Origin of the sequence: Streptomyces sp. NPDC051561 (assembly GCF_044454195.1) — a bacterium.
Classification (GTDB): Bacteria; Actinomycetota; Actinomycetes; order Streptomycetales; family Streptomycetaceae; genus Streptomyces.
This window is the reverse complement of the sequence record NZ_JBITDM010000003.1, coordinates 577871-596815: the sequence shown is the minus strand read 5'-3', so window position 1 is coordinate 596815 and position 18945 is coordinate 577871. Positions and strand designations below refer to the sequence as shown.

Sequence of the window (18945 nt, the reverse complement as noted above, 5' to 3'; positions counted from 1 at the left end):
GCCTCGGGAAGTGCTTCGCGCAGATCGCGGACCACCTTGCCGATGGCCGCTTCCTCGTTGTGACAGGGCACAACGCAGGCGATCGTGGGACTCACGGAATTCTCCTCAGGGCTGATCAACATCTCGTGACGCGGCTATGCGGTGGGGCTGACAGCTGGGCCCGCAATGTGAAAATATAGTGTACAAAGCTATCGCAGGTGTGTGGCCCATGCTCTCAGTGGGTAGCCCGGTGGGGCGTCCTCCGGCCGGTCAACGGCCTGTTTTTCGCCCCGTGGTGGGCCCTCGGCCGTGCGGCGGCTACTCTCGGCTCTCGTGTCGACAACTTCTCCCGCTCCGCCTTCCCTGCGTTTGCGACTGCATGCGGTACTGCGCCGCACCTGGCGCGAGGTCGCCTCGTTCGGTGTGGTCGGGGCGCTTGCCTTCGTCGTGGACAACGGCGGCTACAACCTGCTGGTCTTCGGTCTCCCCGGCGGCTCCGGCGGCCCCATGGAATCCTCCCCGGTGGTCGCCTCGGTGCTGGCGACCACGGTGGCGGTGGCGGCCAGCTGGGTCGGCAACCGGTACTGGACCTACCGTGGCCAGCGGCGCGAGAACGTCGTCCATGAACTGGTCCTCTTTGCTCTGGTGAACGTCATCGGTATCGTGATCACCGCCGGTACGGTCTCTCTCTCGCGGCATCTGCTGGGGCTCGACTCTCCGCTCAGTGACAACGTCGCGCGGCTCCTTGGCTGGGCTATCGCAACAGTTTTCCGATTCTTTACCTACCGACGTTTCGTATTTGTGGCTTCTTGACCGATTGCAGCGTGCGGCCGCGGTGCGCGCGACCTTCACCTGTTCTGATGGGTCCCGTGCGGCGTTGGTTCCATACCCGGGAGTGTCATCGGCGCCGGAGCGGGCCCCGTGGCCCTGTTAGCGTCTGCGCCCATGGAACGTAAGAGGTCATTCCTCCACAGATACCGACGAGTGCTGATACCGGCACTCGTCGCCGCCGTGTGCTGGATCGGCACCGTCGCCGTCTTCTCCCCGGGCTTCCTGACCAGGGACAGCGTCAGCCAGCTCATGCAGGCCCAGGGCCGCGAGCCGTTGACCGACTGGCACCCGGCCGTGATGTCCCTGCTGTGGAGGGGGCTCATCGACCTGACCGGCAGCGTCGGCTCGATACTGGTCCTCCAGCTCTTCGTCCTGTGGGCGGCGCTCGGCGTCCTGTCCTGGGCGCTGTGGAATCTGACCGGCCGCTGGCAGGCGGGCCTCGCCGTCTTCGGGGTCGGCCTGGCCCCGCAGGTGCTGACCATCAGCGGAGTCATCTGGAAAGACATCCAGATGGCCTTCGTCCTGCTCGCCGCCGTGGCGGTCGCGCTGGCCGCGAGGTGGCTGCGCCCCGAACGGCCGGCCGTCCGCTGGGCGCTGCTCGCGGGCGGCGTGCTGCTGCTCGCCTACGCGGTGATGGTGCGCAAGAACGCCTTCGTGGCCGTGCTCCCGGTGTTCTTCATGCTCGTCGTCACCCTGTGGCCCCGGCCGGGACGCAGGATCTGGGCGCTGACCCTGGCTGCCCTGCTGGCCGCCGTGGTGGTGCCCACCGCCGCGATCTCGGTGCTCGCCAAGCCGGCCCCCACCAGCCAGAGCGCGCAGATCATGCTCGACGACATGCTGATGGTGATGCCCGCCGACGCGCTCGCCAAGGCCGCCGAGACGCCCGGTGTGCGGGACCGCCTGGTGGCCGCTTCCGCCCTGTGCAAGAAGCGGGAGCGGCTCTCCGACACGTACTGGACCTGCTGGGACGTCGGTCCCGGGCTCACCAAGGACGCCGCGGAACTCCAGTCGATCTGGCTGAAGGGAGTGCTGCGGGAACGTCCGCTCGCCTACGTCCAGTACCGGGCGGAGCTCTACTCCACGATGCTCTTCAGGACCCGGCTGCCGTTCCAGCCGGGGCTCGACCAGCCCGAGGCCGGCGTCGAGATCTCGCACCCGCGACTGGCCAAGACGCTGGAGAACTACGTCACCGGGGCCGTGCGCGATCTGCCGATGCTGTTCCAGGGGTGGTTCTGGCTGCTGGTGGGCGTGGTGTTCACGGTGCGGCCGGGGCGCGGGATGTTCCGGATGCCGGTGCGGATGCTGGGGATCAGCGCGGCGGTGTACATCCTGGCGTACATCCCCGTGATGCCGGCGGCGGACTACCGGTACGTGTACTGGCCCGCCATCGCGGGCACGCTGGGCGGGCTGCTGTGGCTGGTGGGGCGCAAGCGCCGAGAGCCGGAGCCCGAGGTACGTGAGGAGGGCGGCGCGACCCGCGTCGACGAGCCGGTCGGGGTCTGAGACACGGACTTTCACGCTTTCACGGAAGTACGCTGACTTTCGACTTTCACGGAAGTACGCGGGACCCCGGGGCTGCCAGGCCGGCCCCGGGGTCCCGCGATTTCCGCGGTACGTCGCGGAGGCGATCCGTTGCCCTACCCGGTACGTCGCGGGGGGGATCCGGCCACGGTGTACGGCGGCCCCGCGGCCCCGGAGGGCCGCCTACTCCACGCCCTTGATCCGCCGTACCAGGACCGCACCCACCAGTCCCACTCCCGCCGCGACCCCGTACAGGACGCCGTACCCGCCGCCGTGGGTGACGATCGGGGCGGCCAGGGCCGGGGCGGCCACCTGGGGGAGGGAGTTGGCGACATTGATGACGCCGAGGTCCTTGCCCCGGTCGGCTGCCTTGGGCAGGACGTCCGTCATCAGCGCGAAGTCGACCGAGGTGAACACGCCGAATCCGATGCCCAGGAGAGCCGCCGCGACCAGCGCCCCGGGCCAGGTCTGCCAGAGCGCCAGCAGCCCGGAGGCCGCCGCCATCAGCACTCCCGCCCACAGCACGAACGGCTTGCGGCGGCCCACCCGGTCCGACCACGCCCCGCTGACCACCACCGTGGCGAGCAGGGTGACCCCGTTGACGGCCGTCAGGATCAGCACACCGGTCCCCGGGTCCTCGTGGTGCAGCCGGTCGCGCAGGTAGTAGAGCAGATAGAGCAGGGCGATCGAGTTGCCCAGATTGATCAGGAACCGGGTCAGCCAGGCCCACCCCAGGTCGGGGTACGTGCGCGGGCTCAGCCAGAACGACCGGAGGAACGGCCCCCACACGAACGGCGGTTGCCGCACCCCGGCCGGATCCTTGAACCGCAGCACGAACGGCAGCGCCCCCGCCACGCAGAACACCGCACACGCCGCGTACCCCGCCACCACCCCGCCGCCGAGTGTCGCGAGCCCCGTGCCCACCACCACCCCCAGGATCTGAGCCGCGCCCAGCCAGCCCCCGACCACCCCGCGCCGGCGGTGCGGCACCCGGTCCGGGACGGACGCGGTGATCGCCGCGAACGCGGCGTTCAGCGTGACCTGCACCAGGCACCAGCCGAGCGTCATGGTCACGATGCCGGGCGCGAACGAGAGCAGGACCAGAGCGGCCGCGCCCGAGACGACACCGCCCGCGATCCACGGCGTACGACGCCCGAACCGCGAGGCCGTACGGTCGGACAGCGCACCGAAGACCGGGTTGCAGAGCATCGAGACCGCGGCCCCGATGCCCGTCACCCACGCCAGCACCGACTCCTTCGGCATACCCGTGCCGGGCGCCAGCTCCGCCGCCTGAAGGGCGAGCAGGATCTGGATCGGCCCGAACCAGCCCACCCAGATCGCCCCGTTGGCCAGCGACAGCGCACCCGTCCAGCCACGCGGGACCTCAACGTCCGGCTCCCGCAGGGCGGTTGGTGCGTCCTCCCCGGGCGCCGGGGCGGAGTCCGTGGTCACCGCTGGGCCCGAAGTGCCTCTTGCAGCCAGCGGAACGACGCCTTCGGGGTGCGGTCCAGAGTGCCGCCCTCGTAGTCGATGTGGACCAGGCCGAACCGCTGCCGGTACCCCTCCGCCCACTCCCAGTTGTCCATCAGCGACCACACGAAGTAACCGCGTACGTCGACGCCCGCGTCCATCGCCCGGTGCAGTGCCCGCAGATGGCCGTCCAGGTAGTCGATCCGCGCCTGGTCGTCGAGACCGTCGTAACTGCACCCGTTCTCGGTGATGACCACCGGCGGCAGCCGGTCGCCGTACCGGTCGCGGAAGGAGACGAGGAGTTCGGTCAGCGCCTCGGGGACGACCGCCCAGTCGAAGGCGGTGCGCGGCACGCCCTCGACGGGGTGGACCGAGAAGGGCATCTCCGGCGGCACGGTGATTCCGGCGAACTCCGCGGACACCGCGGGGTTGGGGGCGCCCACCCTGGTCGGCTGGTAGAAGTTCATGCCGTACCAGTCCAGCGGCTGCGAGATCAGTTCCAGGTCCTCGGCGACCGGGCCCGGCAGCATCTCGGCGATGCCCTCCGGGTACTCGCCGAGCAGGATCGGGTCGGCGAACAGCCGGTTGAGCAGTACGTCGTAGAAGTCGGCGGCGCCCCTGTCCTCCTCGGAGTCCGAGGCGGGCCAGGTCGGGCCGTGCGAGTTGGCGATGCCGAGGGAGCCCGAGCCGCGCGAGCGCAGCACCTGTACGGCCAGACCGTGCGCCAGGAGCTGGTGGTGGGCGACCGGCAGGGCGTCGAACAGCAACTGCTTGCCGGGGGCGTGCTCGCCCAGCGCATGGCCCAGCATGGTCAGCTCGGCGGGCTCGTTCAGGGTGATCCAGCGGCCGACCCGGTCGCCCAGCCGCTCGGCGACCACCTCGACGTACTCCGCGAACCGGTGCGCGGTGTCCCGCTCCAGCCAGCCGCCCTTCTCCTCCAGGGCGAGCGGGGTGTCCCAGTGGAAGAGCGTCGGCACCGGACGTACGCCCGCCTCGCACACGGAGTCGACGAGCCGGTCGTAGAAGTCGAGCCCGGCCTTGTTGATCGGCCCCGCTCCTTCCGGGAGTACCCGCGACCAGGAGACCGAGAAGCGGTAGCCGCCCACCCCGAGCTCCTTCAGCAGGGCCACGTCCTCGGGGTAGCGGTGGTAGTGGTCGACGGCGACGGACGCGCTCGAACCGTCCTTGATCTTCCCGGGCAGGGCGGAGAAGAGGTCCCAGGAGGACTTCCCCCGCCCGTCCTCGGCCGCCGCGCCCTCGATCTGATGGGCCGAAGTCGACACTCCCCAGAGGAAGTTGGCGGGAAAGCGGGGCAGCGGAGACCGGGATCGGGGCGGCAACGTTGTCATGGGGGAGATGGTGAATACTCCCAAGTAACCCTGTCAACGACCGGGCGGTACCGATTTTCCGCACAGTCGGCCGCGGGCTTCACCGGCCGGCTGCGGAGACGCGATTGAGCAGTCGCTCAATCGGCTCAGGCGCCCTCCTTGAGCACGCGCTCAATCAACTCGCGCTGTGCGTCCGAGAGTTGCGGATCGGCGCAGTGGAAGGTCCGGCCGTCCACCGTGATCTCGTAACTGAAGCCGTCCGCGATCCCGGCCCCCGGCATGCGCGGGCCCCGGCCGTCGGCGAGAGCGCCGGTGGCCAGGGCCTGCCAGGCGGGCGCATCGGGCCGGCCCGAGGTGTCGACCTCGGCCCGGCGCTCGATGCCGGCGAAACCTCCCGTGCGGACCACCTGAATCAGCATGGGGTCCGTTCTAGTACGCGGGAGGCTCCGCCGGAAGAGGGCGATCGGTCCACCAGGGGCGATGTGCCCTCCGGAGCAGGGCCGTTCAGTGGGTCGGCACCCCGACCTGCTCCCACGCCTTGAGCAGCGTCTGCTGCTCCTCGCCGTCCCCGAACCGGTTGCGGGCCGCCGCCACGGTGGCCCGCGCGAAGTCCGCGAAGGTCGGGGTGACGGTGAGGGTCCCGGCGGTCAGGGTGTCGTACCAGATCTGCCCGGCCCGCTCCCACGCCTTGCCGCCCAGCGCCTCGGCGACCAGGTAGAACGCGTGGTTGGGGATGCCGGAGTTGATGTGCACACCGCCGTTGTCGCGACCGGTGGTGACGTAGTCGTCCATCGTCGCGGGCTGCGGGTCCTTGCCCAGCACGTCGTCGTCGTACGCCGTGCCCGGAGCCTTCATCGAGCGCAGCGCCACACCGGTGACCCGCTCGGCGAGCAGGCCCGCACCGATCAGCCAGTCGGCCTCGTGGGCCGTCTGGTCATTCACGTACTGCTTCACCAGTGAGCCGATGACGTCCGACATCGACTCGTTCAGCGCGCCCGGCTGGCCGAAATAGGTGAAGTTCGCCGTGTACTGGGTCATGCCGTGGGCCAGTTCGTGGCCGATGACGTCGACGGGGAGGGTGAAGTCGAGGAAGATCTCGCCGTCACCGTCGCCGAACACCATCTGTTCGCCGTCCCAGAACGCGTTCCCGTACTCCTTGTCGAAGTGTACGGAGGCGTTCAGCGGCAGACCGTTGCCGTCGATGGAGTTGCGCTCGAAGGCCTTGAGGAGCAGCTCGAAGGTGGCGCCCAGACCGGCGTACGCACGGTTGACCGTGGCGTCCTTGCCGGGCTTGTCGCCCTCCTTGCGGACGACCCGGCCCGGCAGCTCGCGCCGGTTGCGGGCGTCGTAGATGGTGCGGTGGACCTTGTTGTCGGCGGCTCCCGGGGCGGGGGCGATCGACGGGGCGCCGATGACCGTGGTCAGTCGGCGATGGGTGCGCTGGGCGGCGTCGGCCTCCAGGGTGCGGCGGGCGGGTGCGGCGAGCGCGGGGTCCTCGGAGCGGGCGAGCTTGTCGAGGACGTGGGGCGGCACGATGGTGCAGAAAACGGGATGGATGGCTTCCATGGCGAGCAATGTGGCACTGGGTCATGGCTGTGTCACTACCTGCGACGGAAATTTGCGTCATATTTCAATGCTTCGAGTGATGGATCACTGTTTCGACGACATAGATGCTCGGTCTTGCATACTGATACGGGACCGGCGTCCTCGTCGTCCCTCGGTTAGGCTGCGGCACATCATGCGTTTCGGGCTGCTTCTCCTTAGCTGCCGCGGCGAGGGCCTGTAGTCGTAGGCCGACCCCCTCCCCGCGGGATCTGGTGCTGCGCTCAAAGAAGTCGGCCGTCCCCTTGCAGGAGACCCGAGGAGCCCTACGCAATGACCCAGCAGTCCGTCGGCCGCCCGACGCCCGTCACCAACGCCACCCAGCAGCAGAAGCCGTCCGGCATGCCGGTCCACAAGTACGGCACGTACGACGCCGTGGACATCCCGGACCGCACCTGGCCCGAGGCCCGCATCACCAAGGCCCCCCGCTGGCTGTCCACCGATCTGCGCGACGGCAACCAGGCTCTGATCGACCCGATGAGCCCCGCCCGCAAGCGCGAGATGTTCGACCTGCTGGTGCGGATGGGCTACAAGGAGATCGAGGTCGGCTTCCCGTCGTCCGGTGAGACCGACTTCAACTTCGTACGTTCCATCATCGAAGAGGGCGCGATCCCCGAGGACGTGACGATCTCCGTCCTGACCCAGGCCCGCGAGGAGCTGATCGAGCGCACGGTCGAGTCCCTGCGCGGCGCCCACCGGGCCACCGTCCACCTGTACAACGCGACCGCGCCGACTTTCCGCCGCGTCGTCTTCCGCGGCTCCAAGGAGCAGGTCAAGCAGATCGCCGTGGACGGCACGCGGCTGGTGATGGAGTACGCCGAGAAGATCCTGGGCCCGGAGACGATCTTCGGATACCAGTACTCGCCGGAGATCTTCACCGACACCGAGCTGGACTTCGCGCTGGACGTCTGCGAGGCCGTGTGTGACGTCTGGGGTCCCGAGGAGGGCCGGGAGATCATCCTCAACCTGCCCGCCACGGTGGAGCGTTCGACCCCCTCCACGCACGCGGACCGCTTCGAGTGGATGTCCCGCAACCTGACCCGCCGCGCGCACGTCTGCCTGTCCGTCCACCCGCACAACGACCGCGGCACCGCGGTCGCCGCCGCCGAACTGGCGCTGATGGCCGGCGCCGACCGCGTCGAGGGCTGCCTGTTCGGCCAGGGCGAGCGGACCGGCAACGTCGACCTGGTCACCCTGGGCATGAACCTGTTCTCCCAGGGCGTCGACCCGCAGATCGACTTCTCGCAGATCGACGAGGTCCGCCGCACCTCCGAGTACTGCAACCAGATGGAGGTCCACCCGCGCCACCCCTACGCGGGCGACCTGGTCTACACCGCCTTCTCCGGCTCCCACCAGGACGCCATCAAGAAGGGCTTCGACGCGATGGAGGCCGAGGCGGCCGCCGCGGGCAAGACCGTCGACGACATCGAGTGGGCGGTCCCGTACCTGCCGATCGACCCCAAGGACGTCGGCCGCTCCTACGAGGCCGTGATCCGCGTCAACTCGCAGTCCGGCAAGGGCGGCATCGCCTACGTCCTGAAGAACGACCACAAGCTGGACCTGCCGCGCCGGATGCAGATCGAGTTCTCGAAGATCATCCAGCAGAAGACGGACACCGAGGGCGGCGAAGTCACCCCCAAGGCCATCTGGTCCGCCTTCCAGGACGAGTACCTGCCGCACGCGGAGAACCCGTGGGGCCGCATCCAGGTCCGCTCCGGCCAGACCACGACGGACACCGACGGCCGGGACACCCTGACGGTGGAAGCGGTCGTGGACGGTACTGAGACCGTGCTGACCGGTGTCGGCAACGGCCCGATCTCGGCCTTCTTCGAGGCGCTGGCCGCCGTCGGCATCGACGCCCGCCTGCTGGACTACCAGGAGCACACCATGAGCGAGGGCGCCTCCGCGCAGGCCGCCTCGTACATCGAGTGCGCCATCGACGGAAAGGTCCTGTGGGGCATCGGCATCGACCCGAACACGACTCGGGCCTCCCTGAAGGCAGTTGTGTCCGCCGTGAACCGGGCGACCCGCTGATCCTGAATCGGGTGCACGGGCCGACCGCACCTCCACCGGCCCGCTGACCTGAGTGTTTCCCCTGTGTTGCACGGAAGTCCCGTCCACCCGCGCGGTGGACGGGACTTCCGTCTTTTCCCGGGGTGCTGACGGGGCCCGGTGGATGTGGCTAACATCACGTCCAACCCCGGCAAAGATGCCGAAGCGTTACGGAGGTACGCCGTGCTGCCAGTGCGAGGCCGATCGCTCAGCCCGTGGGGCAGCCTGTGGGGCGTCCGCACCACCTGGACCACCGTCGGCGACGGTGAGTTCTTCTGCCCCGGATGCGGCGGCGACCGCAACTACGCCCGCCGGACCGGCCGTCGGCGCCTGGCCGTCCTCGGCATCCCGCTGTTCGCGCGCGGCCATGTCGGCCCGGTCGTCCAGTGCGCGTCGTGCGACGGGCAGTTCGCCGCCGACGCGCTCGACCACCCCACCACCGTCCGCTTCTCCGCGATGCTCCGCGACGCCGTCCACACGGTCGCCCTCGCCGTCCTCGCCGCCGGAGGCACGTCCTCCCGCGAGGTGACCGGCACGGCCGCCGCCACGGTGCGTTCCGCGGGGTTCGAGGACTGTACGGAGGACCAGCTGACGTACCTCATCGAGGCGCTGGCCCAGGACACCGGGCGGTACCTCCCTGAGGACCCGGAGACCGGCACCGGAGCGGACAGCCCGTACAGCGCCACCCTCGCCATCGAACTGCACGAGGCGCTCGAACCGCTCGCCCCGCACCTGGCCCCCGCGGGCCGCGAGTCGCTGCTGCTCCAGGGCGCCAGGATCGCTCTGGCCGACGGGCCCTACAGCCCGGCCGAGCGGGAAGTGCTCATCACCGTCGGCGCGGCGCTGCAGCTGTGCGCGGACGACACCGCACGCCTGCTCGCGGCGGCGCGCACGCCATCCTGACATACCCCCCGGCGCGGGCCCGCCGACCGACAGGACCGTAACGGCACGGCGCTGCGCAGGCGACGCACGGACGCCTGTGGCACGTTGGCCGCATGGCGCACAAAGAGAGCGAAGGTGCTCAGGGGCGCGGGTGGAGCGGGCTGACGCTCACCACGGCCGCCTTCCTGTTTCTGCTGCTGCGGCTGTTCGCCGTGTCCGGGTATCAGTGGCACACCGCCTTCGCCGTACTGCACACCCTTGATCTTGAGGACAGCATCGGCATCGTCCTCGGCACGGTGATGGCCGATTCGACGGTCGCGGCCGTGCTGCTCGCCGTCCTGCTGCCCGCGTTTCTCTTCCGGGTGGTGGGTGGCTTCCTGCTGGCGCTGCGCCTGCGGCAGGACGCGCTGGACGAGGTGACCGCGGAGAAGGTGGCGGCGGCACGGGGGAGGACGGGCCGGGAGCCTTCGGAGGGGGCGCCCGGTACCGGTCCGGTGGACCTGGCGGGCCTCGGCATGCTGGCGATCGTGGTCGCGGGCTGTACGGCGTACGTCTCCAGCTTCCACACCTGGTGGCCGCTGGTCGCCGCGGTGGGCGTGACGCTCGCGACGGGCGCCCTGGGGTATGCGACGCGGCGTCGGCCCGACCAGGTCGGCGAGGCCTCCCGCTGGGCGAGCAGGCACCTGATGGGGGTGGTGATGGGTGCGGTCCTGGTGGCCCTGCTGGTCAGCGCGGCGGTCGTGAGGACCCCATGGATGCCGCTGGAGCGGATCGAGCTGCACGGTCAGGGGAAAGCGCTGACCGGCTACGTGCTGGAGGCCGAGCCCGGATTCTTGAAGGTCATGACGGAAAAGGACCGGCACTTTGTGATTCTGAACGACGGTGCGGTGAAGTCCCGGGAAGAACTCATCGAGCACTAGGCGCGACCACCGGCCACGACGCTGAAGTGCGCAGACTCCCCCCGAGAATAGCCATCCGGTATCTGCCCCGTACCGCGAAACGTGAAATCCATTCGCGGCGGGAACCCATGTCGGTGAATGAGGAAAACCGCACTGTTCAGCTTGTTCAGCCGGAGGAAGATGTGAAGGAATTGCGTGCGGCAGGGGAGCGGTGAAGCCGTCACCGCTCGGCTCGTACGTGGTGGATCTCACCAGCGGACGGGTCGGCAGAGTGGCCGCGAAGGTGGGCCGCCTGCTGCGGCTGATCCCGGCCGGTGGGGGCCGGGAGTGGAACTGCGACCAGGAGGACGTCCGCCCCGCCACGGCCGCCGAGCGGCTCAGCGCGGCGACCGCTTACGTCAACGCCCGCAGCCGGGGGGAGCTTCCTTGAGGCGCCGCCCGGCCCCGCCTCCTCGTACGGGACAATGGACCTCATGAGTCTGTTCCGCGACGACGGGATCGTGCTCCGCACCCAGAAGCTCGGCGAGGCGGACCGCATCATCACGCTGCTCACCCGTCACCACGGGCGGATCCGTGCCGTCGCGCGCGGGGTGCGCCGGACCAAGTCCAAGTTCGGCGCACGCCTGGAACCCTTCAGTCATGTGGACGTGCAGTTCTTCGCCCGGGGCAGCGAGCTGGTCGGGCGGGGGCTGCCGCTGTGCACCCAGGGCGAGATCATCGCCCCGTACGGCAGCGGGATCGTCACCGACTACGCCCGCTACACCGCCGGTACGGCCATGCTGGAGACCGCCGAGCGGTTCACCGACCACGAGGGCGAACCCGCCATCCAGCAGTACCTGCTGCTCGTCGGCGGACTGCGGACGCTCTCGCGCGCCGAACACGCGCCGAATCTGATCCTGGACGCGTTTCTGCTGCGCTCGCTCGCCGTCAATGGTTACGCACCCAGCTTCACCGACTGCGCGAAATGCGGCATAGAGGGGCCGAACCGGCTGTTTTCCGTCGCTGCGGGCGGCGTCATATGCGGTGAGTGCCGGGTGCCCGGCAGCGTCGTACCCTCTGCGGAGGCCGTCGGGCTGCTGAGCGCACTGCTCACGGGGGACTGGGCGGCGGCCGACGCGTGCGAGCCGCGGCACGCGCGTGAGGGCAGCGGGCTGGTGTCGGCGTATCTGCACTGGCACCTGGAGCGCGGACTGCGTTCGCTGCGGTACGTGGAGAAGTAGACCGAGCAGAACAGCACATTCAGAACCGAGCAGAACAGCACATTCAGAGCAGCCAAGAACTTCCAGAGCAGACAGCACATCTCAGAGCAGACAGTAAATCTAGGAGATCCCTCTCATGGCACGACGCGGAATTCTGGGGCTGGGCGGCCGTCGCGAGTACAAGGTCCCCGAACCGCACCCGTCCGGTGCGCGTCCCCCGAAGATCCCCGGCGAACTGGTCCCGGAGCACGTGGCGATCGTCATGGACGGCAACGGCCGCTGGGCCAAGGACCGCGGCCTGCCCCGCACCGAGGGCCACAAGGTCGGCGAGGGCGTCGTGCTGGACGTACTCAAGGGCTGCCTCGAAATGGGCGTGAAGAACCTTTCCCTGTACGCCTTCTCGACCGAGAACTGGAAGCGCACCCCCGACGAGGTCCGCTTCCTGATGAACTTCAACCGCGACGTCATCCGCCGCCGCCGCGACGAGATGAACGACCTCGGCATCCGCATCCGCTGGGTCGGCCGGATGCCGAAGATGTGGAAGTCCGTCGTTCAGGAGCTTCAGGTCGCTCAGGAGCAGACCGTCGACAACGACGCCATGACGCTCTACTTCTGCGTCAACTACGGCGGCCGTGCCGAGATCGCCGACGCCGCACAGGCCATCGCCCGCGACGTCGCCGCCGGAAAGCTCGATCCGTCGAAGGTGAACGAGAAGACCTTCGCCAAGTACATGTACTACCCGGACATGCCGGACGTGGACCTCTTCCTGCGCCCCAGCGGCGAGCAGCGCACCTCCAACTACCTGCTGTGGCAGAGCGCGTACGCCGAAATGGTGTTCCAGGACGTGCTGTGGCCGGACTTCGACCGGCGCAACCTGTGGGACGCCTGTTACGAATACGCCCAGCGTGACCGGCGGTTCGGCGGCGCGGTCCCCAATGAGCAGCAGGCGCAGGAGATTTTGGCTCCGCCGCAGGTACCCGAACAGGGCTGATGGGCCCGCCCCCGGCAGTATCATTCCGCCGAAGGAGGCGCGGCCGGGCCAACCGGCTTCCCTGGGCGGGGGTTTGAGAGTGGCCGAACGACTGGTGGTGGCCGGCACGGCGCCCGGGAGCAGAGAGCTCGACGCGGTGTTGCTGCTGGTCGAGGACGATGCCGCGGACGCCCTGCTGTTCACCGAAGTGCTGCGGGACAGTGATCTGCGGGCCGAGGTCCACTGGTGCACCTCGCTCGGTGAGGCCCGCAAGTTCCTCTCCGGGCACATCGGTCCGGTGTGCGTACTGCTCGATCTGCATCTGCCGGACGTCCGGGGGCTGGACGCGGTACGCCAGGTGCTCGCCGCGCACCCGGACGCGGCCATCGTGGTCCTGACCGGCCTGGTGGAGAGCGAGGCAGGACACACCGCGGTCGCGGTCGGCGCCCAGGACTATCTGGTCAAGGGACGCCTGGACGCGGAGATCCTGAGCCGTGCGGTCCGCTACGCCGTACAGCGCAAGCAGGTCGAGCGTGCCTCGGTCGCCCTGCACGAGGGCCGGCTGCGCGCCGAGGAGAACGCCCGGCTCGAACTCGGTCTGCTGCCCGTGCCGTTGATGCGCGGCACCGGCTTCGAGGTGAACGCCCGCTACGACCCCGGCCGCGAACAGGGCCTGCTCAGCGGTGACTTCTACGACGTCGTACAGACCGCCGACGGCACCGTGCACGCCGTCATCGGCGATGTATCGGGCCATGGCGCGACCGAGGCGGCGCTCGGCGTCTGCCTGCGGGTGGCCTGGCGTGCCGCCGTCCTCAGCGGCTGCACCGGATCCGCCCAGCTCCGCCTGCTCGAAGAGATCATGGCGGCCGAGCGGTCCGCCCAGCAGGTCTTCGCCACCCTCACCAGCCTGGTCTTCCCGCCGGACCGGTCCTCGGTGCGGGTGGTGCGCGCGGGACACCCGGGTCTGCTGGTACGAGGCCCCTCCGGCACCACCTGGTACGACCCGCCCGGCGGCATGGCCCTCGGTATTGCCCCCGGCACCGGCAGCTGGCCGGAGACCGATCTGCCCCTGGAGCCCGGCACCGGCATCGTCGCCTTCACCGACGGCCTCTTCGAGGGGCTCACCGGACCCCGCACCCGGCTCGGCGAGAACGGTCTGCTCGCCCTGGCCAGGCAGTACGAGGCGCTGCCCGCCCTGGAGTTCGTCCAGGCCCTGGTCCAGGCGGCGACCGCCGCCGCCGCCCCGCACGGCGGCCTCGCCGACGACATAGCGGTGCTGCACCTCGCCTGGGGAAGCAGCTGAGATGCCCGGCACCACCCCGCACTCCGGCACCACCCCGCACTCCGACGCCGCCCCGCACTCCGACGCCGGCCCGCCCACCGGCGCTTCCCCCCGCCCGGACCCTGCCTCGCACACCGAGCCCCCCACAACCCACCGGCCCAAGGGCTTCGGACAGCTGTCCGTACGGGGCTGGATCCGTTTCGTCCTCCTTGCCATGGCCGTGCTCCTGGTGCTCTGCGCCGTCGTCGGCGCCACCCTGCTCGGCCGCACCGCCACGGCCAACAGCGAGCTCGTCGACCACCTCCAGCCCGGCCGCTCCGCCACCCTCCAGCTCCAGAAGTCCCTCCTCGACCAGGAGACCGGGGTGCGCGGCTTCGCGCTCAGCGGCGACGAGACGTTCCTCAAGCCGTACGTGGTGGGAGTGCGCGACGAGGTCCGCTACCGGAAGTCGGTGGCCGGGTACCTCGGGCGCGGGGGCCGGTTCGGCGCCGACCTGGACGCGGTCACCGCGAAGGCCGCCCAGTGGCGCACCCAGCAGGCCATGCCACTGATCGCCGCCATTCGCGCGGGGGAGAGCGTCGCCGCCGTACAGCCGCGCGTCGAGGCCAGCAAGCGGGGCTTCGACGAACTGCGCGCCCTGCTGCGCACCCAGGAGACCCACATCGACCAGGCGCGGGTGAGGACCCGCGCCGAGGCGGAAGGCCTGCGCACCCTGCGCGACTGGGCGTTCCTCGGCATGCTGACGGTGATCGTGGCGACCGGGCTGCTGCTCGCGCTGCTGCTCAGCCGGATGGTGGTGCGCCCGCTGAAGGCGCTGAGCGAGGCCGCCGACCGGGTGGCGGGCGGCGAGTTCTACAGCCGGATCGAGGTGCCGGGCCCGGTGGACGTGAGGGCCGTCGGCGTGAGTGTGGACGCCATGCGCCGGCGTATCGCCGGGGAGCTCGCCGAGGCCCGCGCCAGGGAGGCCGAACTGGCCCGGCAGGCCGCCGATCTGGCCAAGCAGGCCGCCCACCTGGACGAACAGGCCACCGAACTCCGGCGTTCCAACAACGAGCTGGAACAGTTCGCCTATGTCGCCTCGCACGACCTCCAGGAACCCCTGCGCAAGGTCACCGCGTTCTGCCAGCTCCTGGAGAAGCGCTACGGCGACGCCGTCGACGACCGCGGCAAGCAGTACATCGGCTTCGCCGTGGACGGCGCCAAGCGCATGCAGATCCTCATCAACGACCTGCTCACCTTCTCCCGGGTGGGCCGCCTCGACGCAGCCCCCGTCGAGGTCTCCGTGGGTGAAGTGCTCCAGCAGGCGCTCGGCAACCTCGCGATCGCCGTCGCAGAGTCCGGCGCGGAGATCGAACTGCCCGCCGGGCCGCTGCCGGTGGTGATCGGCGACCCGACCAGCCTGACCATGCTCTGGCAGAACCTGCTCGGCAACGCGGTCAAGTTCCGTCATCCGGAGCGTCCCGTCCGGATCCGCGTCAGCTGCGAACGGGACGGCGGGGACTGGCGCTTCTGCGTTCACGACAACGGCATCGGAGTGCCGGAGGAGTTCGCCGAGAAGGTCTTCGTCATCTTCCAGCGGCTGCATTCGCGCGAGGACTACGCGGGCACCGGGATCGGCCTGGCCCTCTGCCGGAAGATCGTCGAGTACTACGGCGGCAGCATCCGCCTGGACACCGCCGTCTCCCAGGGGGCGAAGGTGTGCTTCAGCCTGCCGGTGACGGGCCAGGCCACCGGTTCGGTCCCCGCGCGGCCCACGACCACCTCCCCGACCGCGCCCGCACCCGCGCCCGCACCACCAGCACTCGCAGATCCCTCCGCACCCGCAGATCCCTCCGCACCCACAGGAGCGAGCGCATGAGCACCCCCGGCTCTCACCTCAACCCCATCGAGGTCCTGCTCGTCGAGGACGACCCCGGTGACGAACTGATCACCCGTGAGGCCTTCTCGGACAACAAGATCCGCAACCGGCTGCATGTGGTGCGCGACGGGCAGGAAGCCTTCGACTTCCTGTACCGGCAGGGGGCGCACACCGACGCGGTGCGACCCGACCTGATCCTGCTCGACCTCAATCTGCCGAAGTACGACGGCCGACAGGTCCTGGAGCGGATCAAGAAGGACGAGGACCTGGCGCACATCCCGGTGGTGGTTCTGACGACGTCCTCGGCCGAGGAGGACATCCTTCGCAGCTACAAACTCCACGCCAACGCGTATGTCACCAAACCGGTCGACCTGGAACAGTTCATCGCCGCGGTCCGCCAGATCGACGACTTCTTCGTCACCGTGGTGAGACTTCCGCCCAACCGGTGAGCGGGCAGGCCACCGGTCCCTCGCTCGGTGCCCGAGGGATCGGCGGCCGAGTGCCGGGGCAGGTGGCCGACTTGCCTAGCCCACCTGCGCCTTGTCGTACGCGGCCTTCACCTCGTTGCCGAAGTACGGGCCGAACATGTAGCCCGGCAGGAAGGTGTAGCCGAAACTGTTCACCGACGCCTGGAGGCCGGTTCCGGTCGACTCGTTGAACGAGTTGAACCACGGGCCGCCGCTGGAGCCGCCGGTCATGTTGCAGCCCATCCGGTGGTCCTTGGACAGCAGGAAGTCCTTGGTGGTGTTCCCGGAGCAGTAGATGAGCTTCTTTCCGTCGTACGGGGAGGCCGCCGGGAAGCCGAAGGCGTACATCGGTTTGTTGTAACCGCCGTTGAACTGGATTCCCTGCGCGCCGACCACATCGGCCAGTTTCTGGCCGTTCAGCGAATTCACCACCGCCAGACCGACGTCGTAGTTGATGTCCTCACTGGCCGCCCACTGGTCGGTTGCGGAGGTCTTGGCGGCCGTCCAGGTGCCGTAAGGGGTCTGGCCGTCGTTGTAGGCGGGGACGAACACCCAGTTGGTGTGCCAGACGTTCTTCAGCTTGACGCAGTGCCCGGCGGTGACGACGGTGGACTTGTTCTGGCTGGTCACCGAGTTGCCCGAGCAGGAGGCCGTACGGCCGTCATAGGTGAAGAACACCCGCCCCGAGGTCTTCACCACTGCCCCGCCGCCGGTCCACGCGCCGCCCTTCTGCGGGAACGCCATGGCGGAAGGTGCGGCTCCGGGGAGCGACACCGTGGCGCCGCCGGCCTTCGCCGGCTTGACCTCGGACGGCGCGGCCTTCAGGAGGTCGAGCGGGGTCGCGGAGCGCATCCGCTCCGGGGTCCAGAAGCTTCGTACCTGCTGCTCGGCGGTCGCGGCCGGGGCCGCCGACGGGGCTTCGGCGGCGGGCGCCGGAGCCGCTCCGACAGCGAGCAGAGCACCCACTGCCACGAGCGGACCGAGCAATGCACTGTGGGGACGACGTCTCACGCTGACTCCTTCTGCGAAGAGGGGAGCGGTGCGGAAATCGATGTGCGTGAGGCAGGTTGCCACGGCTGCTGAATAACTGTCAGGAGTGCGGTGCAGGGTTGGCCGAAACCTGTTGGACATGGCGAACGCCCCGACTCCGCAAGGGAGCCGGGGCGTCGAGGTCACCCGTGAGGAATGGGGATCAGGCGGCAGCGCACTCCGCGCAGGTACCGAAGATCTCCACCGTGTGCGCCACGTTCACATAGCCGTGCTGGGCCGCGATGGACTCGGCCCAGGACTCGACCGCGGGTCCTTCGACCTCGACCGCCTTGCCGCACATCCGGCACACCAGATGGTGATGGTGCTCACCCGTCGAGCAGCGCCGGTAGACCGACTCGCCCTCACTGGTGCGCAGCACATCGACCTCGCCCGCGTCCGCGAGGGACTGGAGCGTGCGGTAGACCGTGGTCAGGCCGACAGAGTCGCCCTTGTGCTTGAGCATGTCGTGCAGCTCCTGTGCACTGCGGAACTCGTCCACCTCGTCCAGCGCCGCCGCCACGGCGGTCCGCTGCCGGGTGGAGCGCCCACGTACCGGTGCGGCGTTGGCCGTCGCACCGCTCGGCGCCGTCGTCACAGGTGCCTCCTCTGGTCGCCCGTTACGCGAATGGATACGTCGGGCCATTGTGCCAGTGCTGTCCACCGGCCCCGCGCGTCGTGTCGTACTCAGGCCTTCACCGTCTGTGCGGCCAGCGGTTCACCGGACGGTCGCTCGGCAGAGTGTCCCGCGCGCGAGCGCCGTCGGGCCAGGGGTGCGGCGAGAAGAGTCAGCACGATGAACACGGCGATGGCCAGCAGCACGATGGTCGCGCCCGGCGGGACGTCGTACTGGTAGGAAGTGACGGTTCCGGCCAAGGTCACCGCCGTACCGATCACCACCGCGAGCACGAAGGTCACCGTGAAGCTGCGCGAGATCTGCTGCGCGGCAGCCACCGGGACCACCATCAGCGCACTCACGAGCAGCAGCCCGACCACCCGCATCGCCACGGTGACCGTCACCGCCGCCGTGACCGCCACCAGGAGGTTCAGCGCCCGCACCGGCAGCCCGGTGACCCGCGCGAACTCCTCGTCCTGGCTGACCGCGAACAGCTGCCTGCGCAGCCCCATCGTCACCAGCACCACGAAGGCCGCCAGGATCACGATCGCCGTGACGTCCTCGGAGGAGACCGTGGAGAGCGAGCCGAAGAGGTACGAGGAGAGATTGGCGTTGGACCCGGTCGGGGCCAGGTTGATCAGCAGCACACCGCCCGCCATACCGCCGTAGAACAACATGGCCAGCGCGATGTCGCCGCGGGTCTTGCCGTACCAGCGGATCAGTTCCATCACCACCGAGCCGACGATCGCGACGGCGGTGGCCGTCCAGACCGGGCTGGCGGAGAGCAGGAAGCCGAGGCCGACACCGGTCATGGCGACATGGCCGATGCCGTCGCCCATCAGTGACTGACGGCGCTGCACCAGATAGATGCCGATGGCGGGAGCGGTGATGCCGACCAGTACGGCGGCGATCAGGGCCCGCTGCATGAACGGGGTGCTGAAGATGTCCAGGAGTTCGCTCATG

Annotated in this window: 18 protein-coding genes; 11 read left to right on the top strand and 7 right to left on the bottom strand. The window is 69.5% G+C overall.

Going from position 1 to position 18945, the window contains the following annotated elements; all coding sequences use genetic code 11:
* Nucleotides 1–312 precede the first annotated feature (312 nt).
* Entirely contained in the window at nt 313–792 is a 480-nt protein-coding gene (locus tag ACIA73_RS10865) for a GtrA family protein (RefSeq protein WP_399438017.1), read from the top strand.
* A 171-nt stretch (nt 793–963) separates the two neighbouring features.
* Nucleotides 964–2313 carry a hypothetical protein gene (locus ACIA73_RS10860; protein ID WP_399438016.1) on the top strand — a complete coding sequence of 450 codons (1350 nt, stop codon included), beginning with the start codon at nt 964–966 and terminating at the stop codon, nt 2311–2313.
* 201 nt (nt 2314–2514) lie between these two features.
* Here ACIA73_RS10860 and ACIA73_RS10855 read toward each other — a convergent pair whose 3' ends face one another.
* The 4 genes from ACIA73_RS10855 to ACIA73_RS10840 all read right to left on the bottom strand — a co-directional run bounded on the left by ACIA73_RS10855 (nt 2515) and on the right by ACIA73_RS10840 (nt 6695).
* Nucleotides 2515–3783, bottom strand: a complete 1269-nt coding sequence (locus ACIA73_RS10855; RefSeq protein ID WP_399438015.1) for an MFS transporter — start codon at nt 3781–3783, stop codon at nt 2515–2517.
* A complete protein-coding gene (locus ACIA73_RS10850) occupies nt 3780–5150 on the bottom strand; it encodes a GH1 family beta-glucosidase (protein WP_399438014.1) in 1371 nt (456 codons plus the stop codon). Before ACIA73_RS10850 ends, ACIA73_RS10855 begins: the two co-directional genes overlap by 4 nt.
* Before the next feature lie 125 nt (nt 5151–5275).
* A complete protein-coding gene (locus ACIA73_RS10845) occupies nt 5276–5548 on the bottom strand; it encodes a protealysin inhibitor emfourin (RefSeq protein WP_399438013.1) in 273 nt (90 codons plus the stop codon).
* Between the two features lie 85 nt (nt 5549–5633).
* A complete protein-coding gene (locus ACIA73_RS10840; RefSeq protein WP_399438012.1) occupies nt 5634–6695 on the bottom strand; it encodes a M4 family metallopeptidase in 1062 nt (353 codons plus the stop codon).
* A gap of 309 nt (nt 6696–7004) precedes the next feature.
* On the opposite strand from ACIA73_RS10840, the gene leuA reads away from it, so the two are divergent.
* The 9 genes from leuA (at nt 7005) to ACIA73_RS10795 (ending at nt 16322) form a co-directional block, all read left to right on the top strand.
* Nucleotides 7005–8765: a 2-isopropylmalate synthase gene (gene leuA, locus ACIA73_RS10835; protein WP_399438011.1), complete on the top strand. Its 1761-nt coding sequence runs from the start codon at nt 7005–7007 to the stop codon at nt 8763–8765.
* Between the two features lie 201 nt (nt 8766–8966).
* Nucleotides 8967–9686 carry a TerB family tellurite resistance protein gene (locus ACIA73_RS10830; RefSeq protein ID WP_399438010.1) on the top strand — a complete coding sequence of 240 codons (720 nt, stop codon included), beginning with the start codon at nt 8967–8969 and terminating at the stop codon, nt 9684–9686.
* A gap of 92 nt (nt 9687–9778) precedes the next feature.
* Nucleotides 9779–10585, top strand: a complete 807-nt coding sequence (locus tag ACIA73_RS10825; RefSeq protein ID WP_399438009.1) for a hypothetical protein — start codon at nt 9779–9781, stop codon at nt 10583–10585.
* A gap of 190 nt (nt 10586–10775) precedes the next feature.
* Nucleotides 10776–10994 carry a hypothetical protein gene (locus ACIA73_RS10820; RefSeq protein WP_399438008.1) on the top strand — a complete coding sequence of 73 codons (219 nt, stop codon included), beginning with the start codon at nt 10776–10778 and terminating at the stop codon, nt 10992–10994.
* Nucleotides 10995–11037: 43 nt separating this feature from the next.
* Complete coding sequence (recO, locus tag ACIA73_RS10815; RefSeq protein ID WP_399438007.1) at nt 11038–11784, top strand: DNA repair protein RecO; 747 nt, start codon at nt 11038–11040, stop codon at nt 11782–11784.
* A gap of 115 nt (nt 11785–11899) precedes the next feature.
* The gene (locus ACIA73_RS10810; protein ID WP_399438006.1) at nt 11900–12754 is read left to right on the top strand and encodes an isoprenyl transferase; all 855 of its coding nucleotides are present in this window, start codon (nt 11900–11902) and stop codon (nt 12752–12754) included.
* Between the two features lie 79 nt (nt 12755–12833).
* Entirely contained in the window at nt 12834–14036 is a 1203-nt protein-coding gene (locus tag ACIA73_RS10805; RefSeq protein ID WP_399438005.1) for a PP2C family protein-serine/threonine phosphatase, read from the top strand.
* A 1-nt stretch (nt 14037) separates the two neighbouring features.
* On the top strand, nt 14038–15873 hold the full coding sequence (locus tag ACIA73_RS10800) for an ATP-binding protein (RefSeq protein WP_399438004.1): 1836 nt from the start codon (nt 14038–14040) through the stop codon (nt 15871–15873).
* Nucleotides 15870–16322 (top strand): response regulator, encoded by a 453-nt coding sequence (locus ACIA73_RS10795; protein ID WP_399438003.1) that lies wholly within the window; start codon nt 15870–15872, stop codon nt 16320–16322. The genes ACIA73_RS10800 and ACIA73_RS10795 overlap by 4 nt, the downstream gene beginning before the upstream one ends.
* A gap of 75 nt (nt 16323–16397) precedes the next feature.
* On the opposite strand, the gene ACIA73_RS10790 is transcribed toward ACIA73_RS10795, so the two are convergent.
* The 3 genes from ACIA73_RS10790 to ACIA73_RS10780 form a co-directional block, all read right to left on the bottom strand.
* Nucleotides 16398–17351 (bottom strand): trypsin-like serine peptidase, encoded by a 954-nt coding sequence (locus ACIA73_RS10790; RefSeq protein WP_399438002.1) that lies wholly within the window; start codon nt 17349–17351, stop codon nt 16398–16400.
* A 181-nt stretch (nt 17352–17532) separates the two neighbouring features.
* Nucleotides 17533–17964: a Fur family transcriptional regulator gene (locus ACIA73_RS10785; RefSeq protein WP_399438001.1), complete on the bottom strand. Its 432-nt coding sequence runs from the start codon at nt 17962–17964 to the stop codon at nt 17533–17535.
* An 89-nt stretch (nt 17965–18053) separates the two neighbouring features.
* On the bottom strand, nt 18054–18944 hold the full coding sequence (locus tag ACIA73_RS10780) for a metal ABC transporter permease (RefSeq protein ID WP_399438000.1): 891 nt from the start codon (nt 18942–18944) through the stop codon (nt 18054–18056).
* Nucleotide 18945 lies beyond the last annotated feature (1 nt).